15 protein-coding genes are annotated in these 16,744 nt (G+C 54.5%); 3 read left to right on the forward strand and 12 right to left on the reverse strand.

The window, feature by feature from the left end; translation table 11 throughout:
* Positions 1-37 precede the first annotated feature (37 nt).
* The 8 genes from fabF to yceD form a co-directional block, all read right to left on the reverse strand.
* Positions 38-1,279 carry a beta-ketoacyl-ACP synthase II gene (gene fabF, locus L977_RS19915; RefSeq protein WP_014883379.1) on the reverse strand — a complete coding sequence of 414 codons (1,242 nt, stop codon included), beginning with the start codon at positions 1,277-1,279 and terminating at the stop codon, positions 38-40.
* Between the two features lie 91 nt (positions 1,280-1,370).
* Positions 1,371-1,607, reverse strand: coding sequence for an acyl carrier protein (gene acpP / locus L977_RS19920; protein WP_003857954.1), 237 nt, complete (start codon positions 1,605-1,607; stop codon positions 1,371-1,373).
* 154 nt (positions 1,608-1,761) lie between these two features.
* The gene (gene fabG / locus L977_RS19925; protein WP_047626760.1) at positions 1,762-2,496 is read right to left on the reverse strand and encodes a 3-oxoacyl-ACP reductase FabG; all 735 of its coding nucleotides are present in this window, start codon (positions 2,494-2,496) and stop codon (positions 1,762-1,764) included.
* 12 nt (positions 2,497-2,508) lie between these two features.
* The gene (gene fabD, locus L977_RS19930) at positions 2,509-3,438 is read right to left on the reverse strand and encodes an ACP S-malonyltransferase (protein ID WP_047626762.1); all 930 of its coding nucleotides are present in this window, start codon (positions 3,436-3,438) and stop codon (positions 2,509-2,511) included.
* Between the two features lie 16 nt (positions 3,439-3,454).
* A complete protein-coding gene (locus L977_RS19935; protein ID WP_023332696.1) occupies positions 3,455-4,408 on the reverse strand; it encodes a beta-ketoacyl-ACP synthase III in 954 nt (317 codons plus the stop codon).
* Between the two features lie 6 nt (positions 4,409-4,414).
* Positions 4,415-5,449 carry a phosphate acyltransferase PlsX gene (gene plsX / locus L977_RS19940; protein WP_014883376.1) on the reverse strand — a complete coding sequence of 345 codons (1,035 nt, stop codon included), beginning with the start codon at positions 5,447-5,449 and terminating at the stop codon, positions 4,415-4,417.
* A gap of 80 nt (positions 5,450-5,529) precedes the next feature.
* Positions 5,530-5,703: a 50S ribosomal protein L32 gene (gene rpmF, locus L977_RS19945; protein WP_003857964.1), complete on the reverse strand. Its 174-nt coding sequence runs from the start codon at positions 5,701-5,703 to the stop codon at positions 5,530-5,532.
* Positions 5,704-5,719: 16 nt separating this feature from the next.
* On the reverse strand, positions 5,720-6,241 hold the full coding sequence (gene yceD, locus L977_RS19950) for a 23S rRNA accumulation protein YceD (protein WP_014883375.1): 522 nt from the start codon (positions 6,239-6,241) through the stop codon (positions 5,720-5,722).
* A 140-nt stretch (positions 6,242-6,381) separates the two neighbouring features.
* Between yceD and L977_RS19955 the strand changes: the two genes are divergently transcribed.
* The gene (locus L977_RS19955; protein WP_047626763.1) at positions 6,382-6,966 is read left to right on the forward strand and encodes a Maf family protein; all 585 of its coding nucleotides are present in this window, start codon (positions 6,382-6,384) and stop codon (positions 6,964-6,966) included.
* Positions 6,967-7,045: 79 nt separating this feature from the next.
* On the opposite strand, the gene rluC is transcribed toward L977_RS19955, so the two are convergent.
* A complete protein-coding gene (rluC, locus tag L977_RS19960; RefSeq protein ID WP_047343574.1) occupies positions 7,046-7,993 on the reverse strand; it encodes a 23S rRNA pseudouridine(955/2504/2580) synthase RluC in 948 nt (315 codons plus the stop codon).
* Between the two features lie 572 nt (positions 7,994-8,565).
* Between rluC and rne the strand changes: the two genes are divergently transcribed.
* The gene (gene rne / locus L977_RS19965) at positions 8,566-11,682 is read left to right on the forward strand and encodes a ribonuclease E (RefSeq protein WP_047626765.1); all 3,117 of its coding nucleotides are present in this window, start codon (positions 8,566-8,568) and stop codon (positions 11,680-11,682) included.
* Between the two features lie 40 nt (positions 11,683-11,722).
* Here rne and L977_RS19970 read toward each other — a convergent pair whose 3' ends face one another.
* Positions 11,723-12,754, reverse strand: a complete 1,032-nt coding sequence (locus L977_RS19970) for a LysR family transcriptional regulator (protein ID WP_081987753.1) — start codon at positions 12,752-12,754, stop codon at positions 11,723-11,725.
* A gap of 16 nt (positions 12,755-12,770) precedes the next feature.
* Between L977_RS19970 and L977_RS19975 the strand changes: the two genes are divergently transcribed.
* Positions 12,771-13,985: an MFS transporter gene (locus L977_RS19975; protein ID WP_047626769.1), complete on the forward strand. Its 1,215-nt coding sequence runs from the start codon at positions 12,771-12,773 to the stop codon at positions 13,983-13,985.
* Between the two features lie 75 nt (positions 13,986-14,060).
* Here the strand turns inward: L977_RS19975 and flgL are convergent, their stop codons facing one another.
* Together flgL and flgK are read right to left on the reverse strand one after the other, a co-directional pair.
* The gene (gene flgL / locus L977_RS19980) at positions 14,061-15,014 is read right to left on the reverse strand and encodes a flagellar hook-associated protein FlgL (RefSeq protein ID WP_014883369.1); all 954 of its coding nucleotides are present in this window, start codon (positions 15,012-15,014) and stop codon (positions 14,061-14,063) included.
* 16 nt (positions 15,015-15,030) lie between these two features.
* Positions 15,031-16,671 carry a flagellar hook-associated protein FlgK gene (flgK, locus tag L977_RS19985; protein ID WP_014883368.1) on the reverse strand — a complete coding sequence of 547 codons (1,641 nt, stop codon included), beginning with the start codon at positions 16,669-16,671 and terminating at the stop codon, positions 15,031-15,033.
* Between the last annotated feature and the right edge of the window lie 73 nt (positions 16,672-16,744).

Consider the following 16,744-nt stretch of genomic DNA (forward strand, 5'->3'; position numbering starts at 1 on the left):
AGCGCTATGCGCTCCGTTTTTTATGGGCAAGAAACCATTACACGCGTTTGAAAATCAGCGAGCCATTGGTACCGCCGAAGCCGAAGGAGTTACACAGGGTGTACTCCATACCGCTAACCTGACGCGCTTCGTGAGGCACGAAGTCCAGATCGCAACCTTCATCCGGGTTATCCAGGTTGATGGTTGGTGGAACCGCCTGATCGCGCAGCGCAAGGATAGAGTAGATTGACTCTACTGCACCCGCCGCACCCAACAGGTGACCGGTCATGGATTTTGTGGAGCTGACCAGTACGCGGCTGGCAGACTCGCCGAAGATAGACTTAACAGCCTGAGCTTCCGCTTTGTCGCCTGCAGGTGTAGAGGTACCGTGCGCGTTAACGTAGCCAATCTGAGCTGGCGTAATGCCCGCATCACGGATCGCGTTTTCCATTGCCAGCGCAGCACCTGCGCCATTCTCCGGAGGAGACGTCATGTGATAAGCATCGCTACTCATACCAAAGCCAACGACTTCAGCATAAATTTTCGCGCCGCGTTTTTTCGCGTGTTCGTACTCTTCCAGCACGAGCATGCCCGCACCGTCACCCAGTACGAAACCGTCACGGTCTTTATCCCACGGACGGCTTGCCGCCTGAGGATTATCGTTACGGGTAGAGAGCGCACGCGCTGCACCAAAACCACCGACACCCAGAGGGGTACTGGCTTTTTCTGCACCACCCGCAACCATAGCATCTGCATCGCCGTACGCAATCATGCGCGCGGCCTGGCCGATGTTATGTACGCCAGACGTACAAGCAGTCGCGATTGAAATGCTTGGACCACGCAGGCCAAACATGATGGTCAGGTGACCCGCCACCATATTAACAATCGTGGACGGAACGAAGAACGGGCTGATTTTACGCGGGCCGCCATTCATCAGGGATGTATGGTTTTCCTCGATCAGGCCAAGACCGCCAATCCCGGAGCCGATAGCGGCACCGATACGGGTTGCGTTCTCTTCCGTAATTTCAAGGCCAGAATCCTGCATGGCCTGAACGCCAGCGACAATTCCATATTGAATGAAGGCATCCATCTTGCGCTGTTCTTTGCGCGAGATGATCTCTTCACAGTTAAAATCCTTTACTAAGCCAGCAAATTTCGTTGCATAGGCGCTAGTATCGAAATGGTCGATTAGGCTGATGCCGCTCTGACCGGCAAGGAGAGCTTTCCAGGTGGACTCTACGGTATTGCCGACAGGAGACAACATGCCAAGTCCGGTCACAACTACACGACGCTTAGACACGTTTGTCCTCCAGGGAGGGATAAAAAAAGAGATTCGTGGGACTAAAAAAGATAAAACTCAGGCGGTCGAATGACCGCCTGGAGATGTTCACTTACGCCTGGTGGCCGTTGATGTAATCAATGGCAGCCTGAACGGTGGTGATCTTCTCAGCTTCTTCGTCCGGAATCTCAGTATCAAACTCTTCTTCCAGAGCCATTACCAGCTCAACGGTGTCAAGAGAATCTGCGCCCAGGTCTTCAACGAAGGAAGCGGAGTTCACAACTTCTTCCTGCTTAACGCCCAGCTGTTCGCCGATAATTTTCTTAACGCGTTCTTCGATAGTGCTCATACTCTTAAATTTCCTATCAAAACTCGCTTTCGCGATGGTTTTCGTAGTGTATAAAATGTTGAAAAATTTGCAACTAAATCCCGGCAGGTCTTACCACGATTTTACGTTATTTTGAGGCCATTTGCCCTAATAACGCAAATATTTTCGATCGTGATTAAACCATGTACATCCCGCCGTTGACGTGGAGGGTTTCACCAGTGATGTAACCCGCTTCGTCAGAGGCTAAAAATGCAACCGCACTGGCGATTTCTTTAGGGTCGCCAAGACGACCCGCCGGAACTGCTGCCAGTGTACCCGCACGCTGCTCATCGGTCAGCGCACGCGTCATGTCCGTTTCAATAAAGCCCGGAGCAACAACGTTTACAGTAATCCCGCGGGACGCGACTTCACGCGCCAGCGACTTACTGAAACCAATCAGACCCGCTTTCGCCGCAGCGTAGTTAGCCTGACCAGCATTTCCCATGGTACCAACCACAGAACCAACAGTGATAATACGACCATGACGCTTTTTCATCATAGCGCGCATTACCGCTTTTGACAGACGGAATACAGATGACAGGTTGGTTTCGATAATATCGTTCCACTCATCATCTTTCATTCGCATCAGAAGGTTGTCGCGAGTGATCCCGGCATTGTTTACCAGAATATCCACTTCGCCAAACTCTGCACGAATATTTTCCAGAACAGATTCGATAGATGCAGGTTCGGTCACATTCAGTACCAGACCTTTACCGTTTACACCCAGATATTCGCTGATGGCCTGAGCGCCATTCTCGCTGGTTGCTGTACCAATCACTTTCGCGCCGCGCGCAACCAGTGTTTCAGCAATTGCGCGCCCGATACCACGGCTTGCGCCAGTGACCAGGGCAATTTTTCCTTCAAAACTCATGGTATTCCTCTTTTATTGCGAGAGTGCCGCTGACATCGCTTCCGGCTCGTTAATCGCGGACGCTGTCAGGGTGTCAACAATACGTTTTGTCAGACCGGTGAGGACCTTACCTGGGCCGACTTCATACAGTTGCTCAACGCCCTGAGCGGCCATAAACTCAACGGTTTTGGTCCACTGTACCGGGCTGTAGAGCTGGCGAACCAGCGCGTCGCGGATGGCTTCCGGCGCGGTTTCGCATTTCACATCGACGTTGTTCACAACGGAAATCGTCGGTGCGTTAAAGGTGATTTTTTCCAGCTCAGCCGCCAGTTTCTCGGCAGCGGGCTTCATCAGTGCACAGTGAGACGGCACGCTCACCGGCAGCGGCAGTGCACGTTTCGCGCCTGCAGCTTTACAGGCAGCACCGGCACGTTCAACCGCTTCTTTATGACCGGCGATAACAACCTGGCCTGGCGAGTTGAAGTTAACCGGAGAAACCACCTGACCTTCAGCAGAATCTTCACACGCTTTTGCAATCGCGGAATCATCCAGGCCGATAATGGCAGACATGCCCCCCGTGCCTTCCGGCACCGCTTCCTGCATGAATTTACCGCGCAGTTCCACCAGACGCACCGCGTCAGCAAACGCGATCACACCGGCGCAGACCAGCGCAGAGTATTCTCCCAGGCTATGACCCGCGAGCAGCGCGGGGGCTTTACCACCCTGCTGCTGCCAGACGCGCCACAGTGCAACGGAGGCGGTCAGCAATGCTGGCTGGGTCTGCCAGGTTTTGTTCAGCTCTTCGGCCGGACCCTGTTGAGTCAGCGCCCACAGATCATAACCCAGCGCGTCAGAAGCTTCACGAAAAGTCTCTTCAATGACCGGGTAGTTTGCTGCCATTTCAGACAACATCCCAACGGTTTGAGAACCCTGGCCCGGGAACACAAAAGCAAATTGCGTCATTTTTTTATTCCTTATCCTAGAAACGAACCAGCGCGGAACCCCAGGTGAACCCGCCACCGAAGGCTTCAAGCAAGACCAACTGGCCCCGTTTGATTCGTCCGTCGCGTACCGCTTCATCAAATGCGCACGGTACTGACGCCGCAGAGGTGTTGCCGTGACGGTCCAGCGTCACCACAACGTTATCCATCGACATGCCCAGCTTTTTAGCGGTCGCGCTGATGATACGCAGGTTCGCCTGATGCGGTACCAGCCAGTCGAGTGCGGTACGTTCAAGGTTGTTCGCTTCCAGCGTCTCATCGACAATGTGCGCAAGCTCAGTCACCGCCACCTTGAACACCTCATTACCCGCCATGGTCAGGTAAATAGCGTTATCCGGATTAACGCGATCGGCGTTAGGCAGCGTTAACAGTTCACCGTAGCGACCATCGGCATGCAAATGCGTAGAGATGATACCCGGCTCTTCGGACTGCCCCAGCAGCACCGCGCCTGCACCATCACCAAAAATAATGATCGTCCCGCGATCGGTTGGATCGCAGGTACGCGCCAGTACGTCAGCACCGATCACCAGCGCATATTTGACGGAACCCGATTTAACATACTGATCGGCAATGCTCAGCGCATAGGTAAAGCCTGCACACGCGGCGGCAACGTCAAACGCCGGGCAGCCTTTAATACCGAGCATGTTTTGCACCTGGCACGCTGCGCTAGGGAAAGCATGCGTGGCAGACGTCGTAGCGACCACGATCAAGCCAATCTGTTCTTTATCAATGCCCGCCATTTCGATAGCACGCTGTGCGGCTTCGTAACCCATGGTGGACACGGTTTCGTCTGGCGCGGCGATACGACGTTCACGGATACCTGTGCGCGTGACAATCCACTCGTCAGACGTATCTACCATTTTTTCCAGATCGGCGTTGGTACGCACTTGTTTTGGCAGGTAGCTGCCGGTACCTAAAATCTTCGTATACATGTACGCTCAGTCACTTTTAGCTAATACAGATTCCAGGCGAGCGGCAATCCGCTGAGGGACTTGTCGCTGCACCGCCTGCACTGCCTGTTCAATGGCGACAGAAAATGCTCGCTGATTGGCGGCTCCGTGACTCTTAATCACAATGCCGCGCAATCCTAACAGACAGGCGCCATTATACTGGTCGGGGTTGAGGTGACTGAATCGCCGCGTCAGGCTTTTTTGTAACCAACGCTTCAATAAAATCAGCCACCAGGCACTTTTTTTGCCCTCTCCCTGAGATTTCAGCAGAGAAAGGAACATGCGCACGACCCCTTCCATGGTCTTCAACGTGACGTTCCCGGTGAAGCCATCGCACACCAGAACGTCCGTTTTCCCCGTCAGCAACTCATTGGCTTCGAGATAACCAATATAGTTGATGGAGGGAACCTGTTTGAGCATTTCAGCAGCTTCGCGAATGCTGTCCAGGCCTTTGGTCTCTTCTTCACCAATATTTAATAACGCCACGCGGGGATTCTTAATCCCGACCACGTCTTCTGCCAGCACCGATCCCATCACGGCGAACTGAGCCAGCATGGTACTATCACAATCCACGTTAGCACCGAGATCCAGCACCACCGTTTTGCCCTTTTGTTGATGCGGTAATACCGTCACCAGCGCCGGGCGCTCAATGCCCTCAATCGGCTTGAGCAATAATTTCGACAGCCCCATCAGCGCGCCGGTATTTCCCGCACTGACGCAAGCCTGCGCTCGCCCTTCTTTCACCAGCTCCAGCGCGATCCGCATTGAGCTCCCACGGCTGTTGCGAATCGCCTGCGAAGGCCGGGCATCACTGGCAATAACTGACTGCGCAGGAATAATCTGCAGACGTGAACGTTGTTCAAAGTCAGCTTTTGCAAGTAATGGCGTGATTGTGTCGGGATTGCCGACTAAAAGAAGTGTGAGTTGCGAATTAGAATTCAGTGCCTGCAATGCTGCAGGCACTGTCACGGAAGGGCCAAAATCTCCCCCCATGACATCTAACGCCAGGGTTAGACGTGTCAAGGTATCGTCGCAGCCTGGTTCGGTAACTTCCCCGTTTGCACGGGGAAATCCTCACTAAGCCTAATCACGCTGACGCGTGATTACTTAGTGATAACCTTGCGGCCGCGGTAGAAACCGTCAGCGGTGATGTGGTGACGCAGGTGTTTCTCACCAGAAGTCTTGTCTACAGACAGGCTGGTAACTGCAGTCAGCGCGTCATGGGAACGACGCATGCCACGTTTGGAACGGGTTGGTTTATTCTGTTGTACGGCCATGGACCTTACTCCTCAATTACTTACGCTTTAAGCTGGCTAATACGGCAAATGGGTTTGGTTTTTGCGCTTCATCAGGCAATTCCCCAAAGACCATGTCCGCCTCGGACACTTCACAGTGTTCAGAATCATGCACCGGAACCACTGGCAAGGTGAGGATGATTTCATCTTCAACCAGAGCCAGAAGATCGATTTCACCGAATTCGTTAACCTCAATCGGCTCATACGCTTCCGGGAGTGCTTCAGCCTGTTCGTCAGAACGAACCGGACTAAAACAATACGTTGTGTGAACATGCTGTACAAACGGTTTCCCGCAACGCTGACACTCGAGGGTTACCGTCACCTTTGCATCACCGGTTAAAACGGCGAGACGCTGGTTGTCGATAGCGAACGACATGGAGCATTCTACATCACTGTCCACACTGACTACGGATTCGGCAATACGCTCAGCCTGATCGGAAGTATAAATACCTTCGTAATCGAGGCGTTTTTGAGCCGTACGAACCGGATCAAGAGTCAGGGGTAATTTTACCTTTTGCATAGGGCGCGCATATTAACTTTGTAACGTCATAGAGTCAAAGAAAAAGGCAACCAGAGCTGCCTTTTGCCAATTATTCGCACACATTGCGGCCTGTAGTTTAAAATGGCTGGCATCGATACGCTATATCTGGTGATAAAAATATGCCAAATCTCGTCCTTGCCTCCACTTCTCCTTACCGCCGAATGTTGCTGGAAAAGCTAGGGATCCCGTTTGAATGCGCCGCACCGGATGTTGATGAAACGCCACAGCCAGGTGAATCACCACGACATCTGGTGAGCCGTCTCGCTAAGGAGAAGGCGCAGTCGCTCGCCGCGCCCTATCCTTCACACTTGATTATAGGCTCCGATCAGGTTTGTGTGCTGGACGGAGAAATAACAGGTAAACCGCACACTGAAGAGAACGCGTTCAAACAGCTTATGCAGGCGCGTGGCAACATTGTGACCTTTTATACGGGTCTGGCGCTCTATAACTCCGCCTCTGGTCATCTGCAAACGGAGTGTGAGCCTTTTGACGTGCACTTCCGCCATCTCAGCGAGCAGGAGATCATGGATTATGTACGCCGGGAGCGTCCGCTGAACTGTGCGGGAAGTTTTAAAAGTGAAGGATTGGGGATTGCGCTATTCGACAAGTTGGACGGACGCGATCCGAATACGCTGGTGGGGTTACCGTTGATAGCGCTGTGCCAGATGTTGCGCAGAGAAGCGTGTAATCCGCTGACCCTGTGACGTTTGCCCAGCGGCGCTTCGCTTGCATGGGCCTACAGGTTTCGTAGGCCGGGTAAGCGCAGCGCCACCCGGCACATAATCAGCTGCGCAAAACCTTCAGGCAGCGTTTCAACTGCTCATCCAGCGGCGCTTCAATACGAATGACTTCCCCGGTATTCGGATGGGTAAACTTCAGCGCAGCCGCATGCAGGAACAGACGAGACAAGCCGGTTCCCGCCAGCTGCTTATCAAATTCGCGATCGCCATAGCGGTCATCAAACGCAATCGGATGGCCCGCAAACTGCGTATGCACGCGAATCTGATGGGTACGCCCCGTCACCGGGCTGCAGCGTACCAGCGTGGCAAACTCATAGCGCTCTTCAACTTTAAAGCGCGTCTCAGACGGTTTCCCTTCCTGGTTTACGCGAACGATGCGCTCACCGCTTTGCAGAATGTTCTTCAGCAACGGCGCCTGCACCACTTTCACATGGGACTGCCACTGACCGCGCACCAGCGCGAGATAATCTTTCTGCATGCCTTTCTCACGCAGTTGCTCATGCAGGGAACGCAGCGCGGAACGCTTTTTCGCCACCAGCAGCACGCCGGAGGTATCGCGGTCAAGACGGTGAACCAGCTCGAGGAAACGGGCTTCCGGACGCAGAGCGCGTAACCCTTCAATCACGCCGAAGCTCAGGCCACTACCGCCGTGGACTGCGGTCCCTGACGGCTTGTTCAGCACCAGAATGTGGTCGTCTTCATACAGGATCACATCACTCAGAGCCGCCACTTTCTGTAATTTAGGTGAAACGGTCTCTTCTTCACGCTCGGCAACGCGCACCGGCGGAATGCGCACTTCATCACCCGCCTCGAGTTTGTACTCGGGCTTCACGCGTTTTTTGTTAACCCGCACCTCGCCCTTACGCAGGATGCGGTAAATCATGCTCTTTGGCACCCCTTTCAGTTGGGTACGCAAAAAGTTGTCGATACGTTGCCCCGCGTCATCATCCGCGATAGCAACCATTTTTACGGCTGGAGTCTCTGTTTTCATGGTTGGCGATTCTAAATATCGTCAGCCATTAGCGCCACTCATTTTTCTATGCTTATATTTACTTTTGTCCGGCCTGCACCCCGTTTCACGCAATCGATTTGGTGGTTATTAAACCAATCACCGTTTTGAAGTGAAGAAACTGTGAGTAACCGGGTGATAATTGGTAAAAGTCATCTTGCTATAACCCGGCGAGCAGTGGAATAATGAAGCCGTTTTCCGTGTTAAATCCTGGTTACGTAAGGATGTTGACGGAATGACCAATTTTGCCTGACCGATCATCCACGCAGCAATGGCGTAAGACGTATTGATCTTTCAGGCAGTTAGCGGGCTGCGGGTTGCAGTACTTCCCGGTATAAGGATTGTTCTCTGGAGAGTTCTACCCAGGCAATTCCCCTGATAATTGCGCTGTGTTTCCGTATGAAATACAGGCAACCGACACTCTGCGCCTCTTAAGCGAGCGACAACCGTGAGGTTGGCGACGTGAACAGACACGAGGCCATCGGTTCATACCCCGGAAAGCGTCACCTTGCCCGCAGCTTTGTCGTCAATGTAAGAATAACGAGTAAGTTACGATGAAAAGAATGTTAATCAACGCAACTCAGCAAGAAGAGTTGCGTGTCGCCCTTGTGGATGGGCAGCGCCTGTACGATCTGGATATCGAAAGTCCTGGACACGAACAGAAAAAAGCGAACATTTACAAAGGTAAAATCACCCGCATTGAACCCAGCCTTGAAGCTGCATTTGTTGATTACGGTGCTGAGCGTCATGGTTTCCTCCCTCTGAAAGAAATCGCCCGCGAATATTTCCCTGCCAACTACAACGCCCATGGCCGCCCAAACATCAAAGATGTTCTGCGTGAAGGTCAGGAAGTTATCGTCCAGATTGATAAAGAAGAGCGTGGCAACAAAGGTGCCGCACTGACGACCTTTATTAGCCTGGCAGGGAGCTATCTGGTGCTGATGCCAAACAACCCGCGTGCGGGTGGCATTTCTCGCCGTATCGAAGGTGATGACCGTACCGAGCTGAAAGAAGCGCTGGCAAGCCTTGAGCTGCCGGATGGCATGGGGCTTATCGTGCGTACCGCAGGCGTGGGCAAATCTGCCGAAGCGCTGCAGTGGGACTTAAGCTTCCGTCTGAAGCACTGGGAAGCCATTCAGAAAGCAGCCGAAAGTCGCCCTGCTCCGTTCCTGATCCACCAGGAAAGCAACGTTATCGTGCGTGCCTTCCGTGACTACCTGCGTCAGGACATCGGTGAGATTCTGATCGACAACCCAAAAGTGCTTGAACTGGCTCGCCAGCACATCGCCGCACTGGGTCGTCCGGATTTCACCAGCAAAATCAAACTGTACACCGGCGAAATCCCGCTGTTCAGCCACTATCAGATTGAATCCCAGATTGAGTCCGCCTTCCAGCGTGAAGTGCGTCTGCCTTCCGGCGGTTCTATCGTTATCGATACCACTGAAGCGCTGACCGCTATCGACATCAACTCCGCGCGTGCTACACGTGGTGGCGATATCGAAGAGACCGCCTACAACACTAACCTCGAAGCCGCTGATGAAATCGCCCGCCAGCTCCGCCTGCGCGATCTGGGTGGTCTGATTGTTATTGACTTCATCGACATGACCCCTGTACGCCACCAGCGTGCGGTTGAAAACCGTCTGCGCGAAGCGGTGCGTCAGGACAGGGCGCGTATCCAGATTAGCCATATCTCACGCTTTGGCCTGCTGGAGATGTCTCGTCAGCGTCTGAGCCCGTCTCTCGGCGAGTCCAGCCATCACGTCTGCCCGCGCTGCTCCGGCACCGGTACCGTGCGTGATAACGAATCTCTGTCCCTCTCCATTCTGCGTCTGATTGAAGAAGAAGCGCTGAAAGAGAACACCAAAGAGGTTCACGCCATTGTGCCGGTGCCCGTTGCCTCTTACCTGCTTAACGAAAAACGTGCAGCGGTAAGTGCTATCGAAGCACGTCAGGGCGGCGTTCGCTGTATCATCGTGCCAAACGACCAGATGCAGACCCCGCACTATCACGTGCTGCGCGTGCGTAAGGGCGAAGAGACGACCACTCTCAGCTACCTGCTGCCGAAGCTGCATGAAGAAGAGATGGCGCTGCCTTCCGATGAGGAACCCGCCGAGCGCAAACTGCCAGAGCAGCCTGCGTTAGCCACCTTCATCATGCCAGAAGCACCGCCAGAAGCGGCCCTGGAAAAACCGGCCACTAAACCTGTCGTGCAGAAACCAGAAGCCGCTGCACCGAAAGCCCAGCCGGCGCAACCGGGTCTGCTGAGCCGCTTCTTCGGCGCGCTGAAAAAGATGTTTGCGGGTGAAGAAGTCCAGCCAGAGCAGCCGAAAGAAGAACCAAAAGCGGCTAAACCTGAGCGTCAGCAGGATCGTCGTAAACGTCAGAACAACCGCCGCGATCGTAATGACCGCAACGACCGTAACGATCGTAATGACCGTCGTGACAACCGTTCAGACAACAGCGAAGGCCGTGAGCAACGCGAAGACAACCGTCGCAACCGTCGCGAGAAACAACAGCAGAACGTTGAAGATCGTGAAATTCGCCAGCAGGCGGGCGATGAGTCTGAGAAGGGCAAACAGCGTGACGACCAGCAGCCACGTCGCGAACGTAGCCGTCGTCGTAACGACGAGAAACGTCAGGCGCAGCAGGAAGTCAAAAATCTGAACCGCGAAGAGCCTGTAGAGCAGCAGGACAGCGAGCAGGAAGAACGTACTCAGGTTATGCCACGTCGTAAGCAGCGCCAGCTGACGCAGAAAGTGCGCATTGGTGCTCCTCAGGCAGAAGAAACCGCAGCTGTAGCGGCTGAAGTACCGGAAGCCGCAACGGGTACGCAGATTGCAAAAGTTGATCTGCCAGCCGTTGTGGAAAATCACGTTGAGCAGGATGAGAATGGGGAAAACCGTGACAACGCAGGCATGCCGCGCCGTTCACGTCGCTCTCCGCGTCATCTGCGCGTCAGCGGCCAGCGTCGTCGTCGTTACCGTGACGAGCGTTACCCGACTCAGTCTCCAATGCCGTTGACCGTCGCGTGCGCGTCACCTGAAATGGCATCCGGCAAAGTCTGGATCCGTTACCCGGTTGCTCGCCCGGAGCAGGCTGTTGAAGAACAGGCTGTAACCGAAGAGGTGATTGCACCTGTCGCCGCGGTTGAAGAGGTCGTGACTGAAGCCGCAACCGTGGTTGAGCCTCAGGCTGTTGAAACAGCAGAACCTCAGGCTGTAGAAGTCGAAACCACGCACCCTGAAGTGATTGCCGCGCCGGTTGAAGCCGCTCCACAGCTGATTGCTGAAGAAGATGTCGTGGTCGCTAAGGACGTCGCTGAAGAGGCTGAACCTGTAGCCGCAGTGGAAGAGACCGCTGAAGCCATCGTCGAAACCACCGCTGAAGACGTTGTTCAGGACGTTGAGATTCAGGTTGAACCGGTTGTCGAAGACGTGAAAGCGCCTGAAGTGGAGCCAGAGCCGGTTAAGATTGTCGCCGCGCCTGCGCCAGTTCACGTTGCAACAGCGCCGATGACACGTGCTCCGGCTCCGGATTATGTGCCTGAAGCACCGCGTCACAGCGACTGGGTTCGCCCGGAATTCAACTTCGAAGGTAAAGGTGCAGCCGGTGGTCACAGTGCTACGCACAAGGCTACTGCACCAGCCACCCGTCCGCAGTCTGTTGAATAACGGACGCTAGCGCTGAAAGCCGACCTTCGGGTCGGCTTTTTTATGGCTGCTGCACGGGCTTTCTCATTCCCGTTACCTCCGGCATGACCTGCCGCATCAACTCCAGAAAACGCCGCAAACGCGCAGGATAATAACGAGACCAGGGATAAACCAGATGCACCGGTAATGCCGCCGGTTGCCACTCTGGCAGCACATGCACCAGCCGCCCTTCCCGAATATCGTCATGTACCGTCCAGCTTGACACTACCGCCACACCCAGCCCGGTGAGTGCCATTTTACGTGCAACATACAGGCTGTCAGTGCTGAGGCGCGGAGTAATGTCAATTCGCGCGGTGGCTGACGAAGCATCATGAAAAAGCTCTACATGACGCTGGTAGAAAGAGTTAATGGCAATCCACGGAAACGGATGCAAATCCTCAGGCGTGTTAACCGCCGGGAAACGGGCCAGTAATGCCGGAGATGCCACCACCGAGCGCGGCACTTCCGCCAGCAGCACGGATACGGTCGCCGGATCGACTTCTGCCCCCACCCGAATAGCACAATCAAGGTTGTCACCGAGAAAATCAGCCGACCGATCGTTGAGCAACCATTCAATGGAAAGCTGCGGATAACGCTGCAAAAACTCGGTTAACGGTTGCAGGAGTTGATCCTGACCAAACGCGTGCGGTGCCCGCACCCTCAGCACACCTACCGGTTCATCTTCCGTCTGCCCCACCTCATCTTCCAGTGCCAGCCAGCTGTCAATCACCCGACGAGCGTGCTGATAGCAGCGTTCACCGTCATCCGTCAGCCGCGTCGTATGGGTGGTGCGCAACATCAGGCGTACGCCCAGCATCGTCTCAAGCGATTGCAGCCGTCGACTCACCGTGGCCTGGGTTGTTGCCAGCTGGCGTGCCGCAGCAGAGAGTGAACCAGCCTCAACAATACGGACAAACGTTCGCATTAACTCCACCCTGTCTATACGCTCAACTCTTTTCATTGTCTTTCCACTTATACGTTCAACGTATAAGCGTTTTACCACCGGGCCCGCTACCGTCGCAAGGCGTCCTGGTAAAAAATAGCCGTACACCATGAATGAGGAATGTCTTATGAACACAACCACTGCCGCCCATGCCGTAAGCCGCTGGGTCATTTTAATGCTGGCACTCGGGGCTGGCTTTAGCGTGGCATCTATCTATTATGCCCAGCCTCTGCTGCCCCTGATGGGCGCAGACCTTCACCTGAGTATCGAAGGAATGGGCATGGTCCCGACGCTCACCCAGGCCGGTTATGCCTTAGGGATCCTGTTCCTGTTACCGCTCGGTGACCGCCACGACCGCAGGACGTTAATACTGATAAAAAGTGCTGCGCTGGCGCTGTTTCTTCTTGGCTGTAGTCTGACCGGACAGATCCACTCCCTGCTGCTGACGAGTCTGCTCATCGGCATGGCCGCCACCATGGCGCAGGATATTGTCCCGGCAGCGGCTATTCTTGCGCCGGAAGGTAAACAGGGGAAAACCGTGGGTACGGTGATGACCGGTCTGCTGCTGGGGATTTTGCTCTCCCGAACCGTCAGCGGTGTCGTGGGCGAAGCGTTCGGCTGGCGCGTGATGTATCAGCTGGCTGCGGCAAGCATTGCATTTATCGGCGTGGTGATGTGGGCGGTACTTCCTCGTTTTGCCATTCACTCCACGCTGAGCTATCCCGCGCTTATGCGCTCAATGGCGCATTTGTGGCGTCGTTACCCCGCTCTGCGCCGTGCGGCGCTGGCTCAGGGTTTTCTGTCGATTGCCTTTAGTGCCTTCTGGTCTACGCTGGCGGTCATGCTGCTGGAACGCTATCACCTCGGGAGTGCAGTCGCGGGTGGTTTTGGTATCGCCGGTGCGGCCGGTGCGTTAGCCGCGCCGCTGGCGGGTGGTCTGGCAGACAAACTGGGTGCCGGGAAAGTCACGCAGCTCGGTGCAATCCTCGTGACCATCTCGTTTGCCCTGATGTTCCTGATGCCCGCGCTGGGGGTGCACGGACAGCTGGTTCTGATTGCCCTCTGTGCCGTCGGGTTCGATCTGGGTCTGCAGTCCAGCCTGGTTGCACACCAGAATCTGGTCTATAGCCTTGAACCGCAGGCGCGCGGTCGTCTTAACGCCCTGCTCTTTACCGTGATCTTTATCGGCATGGCATTGGGCTCCGCATTAGGCAGCAATATTTATACGCTGGCGGGCTGGACGGGCGTGGTTGCTCTGGCAACGGTATGCGGCATCATTGCGCTGGCAATCCGTCTGGTTGAAAGCGCCCGCCTCGCCTCAGCGCCGGCGGAAATGGCATAAAAAAAATGCCCAATCCAGACGGATTGGGCAGCAAAACATGCCCAGTTTCAAGACATGTTCTAAGAGGTCAAGATGTTATTTGTTCAGCTGGAACAGAGACATGCCCTGCATATCGCTAAACGCTTTATACGAGGCCTGCAAGGCCGCCTGCTGCATGGTGTAGGATGAAATTACCGAGTTCCAGTCCACGTCAACCAGGTCACTCATCTGTTGGGTCTGGCCCAGAGCTCGGTCTTCACCCAGAGAATCCAGCTTCCCTAGCTCATCCAGCTTAATGCCGAGATCGGCGCGCACGGTCAGAACGTTGTTGAGAGAGTTGCTCAGGCCACGGTTGGCTTTATCAATAGCCGCAGTAAACGCCTCGGCTTTCGTTTCGTCATCACCAATCGGCGTATTCAGCGCCCCGATAGCAGTGTCGAGGATCTTGAACAAATTCGTTTCCTGCGTACTCCCCGCCGGCTCTGGTTTTGCATTGCTGGTGAAGCTGTCGAAAACTTCTGCGCCCGTATGGCTTATTTGCATCGTGCGCGCGGAGTCAACCTGCTGGCTGATTGGCGTCCCGCCGCCCTTATAGTCACCCGTAGTCTGGTCAAAAGCCGCCGCTTCGGTTTTGTATCCTGAAAAGATATAGCGACCGTTACCGTCCGTGCTGTTAGCCAGGTTCATTAGCTGATCGCGAATACCTTGCAGGTTCGTTGCCAGCGAAGCGCGGTCATCATCACTTAACGTGCCGTTGCCCGCATTGACAATCTTTTCCTGAGCAGCCTGGATAGCGGTTGTCACTTGCGATAACACGTTCTCTTCCAGCGAAACTTTTGTCGTAGCGAAGGAGCGCGCCAGCGCATACTGGCTGTTTTGTGTTTGAGCCTGAGAGAGCACAACGGCCTGCGAGGCGGCAATCGGGTCGTCAGAAGGACGGTTGACGCGCTTACCCGTAGACATCTGCTCGCCGTAGCTTAGCCAGAGGCTTTGGGAGTTCGTCACGCCGCGCATGCTTTGCTCATACATCATTTGAGTACTAATACGCATTTTTTATGCCTCAGCCTTAGCGGATATTGATCAATGCATCAAACAGCGTACTCGCCGTTTGAAGCACCTGCGCATTCGCCAGATAGTACTGCTGATAGCGCTGGAGGTTGCCATATTCTTCATCCAGGTTAACCCCGGAGATTGACTGCTGTTGTTTGGTAAGCTGCGTCACCACGTTAACTTTGGTTTCACTGCTGGTTTTCAGCGACGCCGTGGTGCTACCCACCGTACTGACCAGTGAGGCATAAGCATCGTTAAAGGTTTTATTCCCACCCACCAGCCTGGCGCTCTGCAAATCCAGGAGCTTTTGGCCATTGGTATTGTCGCTTGCTCCGCTTCCATTCGCTGAAGCCATCGCCAGTTTGGACTCGTCGCTGATCGTAACGTCCATATTGATGATAACGTCATTCACCGGTTTGACGATGAAACTGTCTTTAGTATTGGCTGAGCCACTAATATTGACGTTGAGACCATCAAACGACAGATTACCACTGGTATCAGGCTGGGCCGTGAAGCTGGTGTTGTCTGAAAGACGCGTGATTGTCCAGTCAGTACCGTTGTACTCAACTTTATAGTTTGTCGCCTGGACCTTAGTACTGTCCGTCATCGTGGCCGTAACAGACGCACTTCCGGTATTTTTGCCATTACTCAGTACCGCCGGAGATCCAAAGTCGAACAGTTTACCGCCTGGGTCCCCGTTTGCATCAAAGCCAGCCTGATGCTGGGTATTCATGGCATCAGCAAACGCCAGCGCCATCTGGTTAAGCGTATTTCGCGCCTGATCCAGATCCTGAGAACGAAACGTTAACAGCCCCCCAAGCGACCCCGTGGTGATCTGTTTTTCCTTGATCTCCACGCTACCCGCTACGGCATCCACATAAGCAATGGTTGTACGCGCAGGATCCGCGCTGGATTTCACCGCCGCCAGCTGGCTTGCGTTGCTGCCCTGTACCAGGCTATAGCCGTTGGCGATAGAGATGTTGTAGGTGCCACTGTCCTGTATGGTGACGTCAACACCGACAATCTTATTCAGTTCACTCACCAGCTGATCGCGCTGGTCGAGCAGTTCGTTAGGCGATGCACCCGCGCCAACACCGGTGAGACGGGAAATCTGATCGTTCAGATTGGCAATCTGCTTCGCATAGTTATTGATCTGATCGACGCTGGTAGAAATCGCCGTATTAACCTGTGAATCCTGGTCACGGAGATACTGATCGTTCGTTTTGAACTGATTCACCAGACCGTCCGCTTTACCCAGCACCGTTTGACGTGCAGCCGGGTCTTCGGCGTTGCTCACCAGCGTTTGCAGACTCTTGAAGAAATCCTGCAGGGTGGTGGAAAGCGAGTTCGTGGTATCGGAGAGCACATCGTCAATTTTTGACATCTGCTGATAGCGCGTCGTCAGGCCGCTGCTCTGGGTCTGCGCGGCGCGCAGCTGGTTGGTGATGAAAGCGTCATACTCACGCTGGACACCGGAGACATACACCCCGTTACCCACCCAGCCACCGCCGGTCAGCGTGCTGTTAGAGGCACCCAGTACCGTGGTCTGGCGGGTGTAACCTGCCACGTTATAGCTTGAAATATTATTACTGACGGTATTGAGTGCCGACTGCGCGGCACTGAGGCCACTCATGGCGCTGTTAATCAAACTGGACATGGGGGTTCCTTTTATACGTTCAGACACGAGTCCTGATGAAGGTTATCGGCAACCTCCACCGGGACTTGAGAAC

This window comes from Enterobacter sp. ZOR0014, assembly GCF_000798855.1.
GTDB classification, from domain to species: domain Bacteria; phylum Pseudomonadota; class Gammaproteobacteria; order Enterobacterales; family Enterobacteriaceae; genus Enterobacter; species Enterobacter kobei.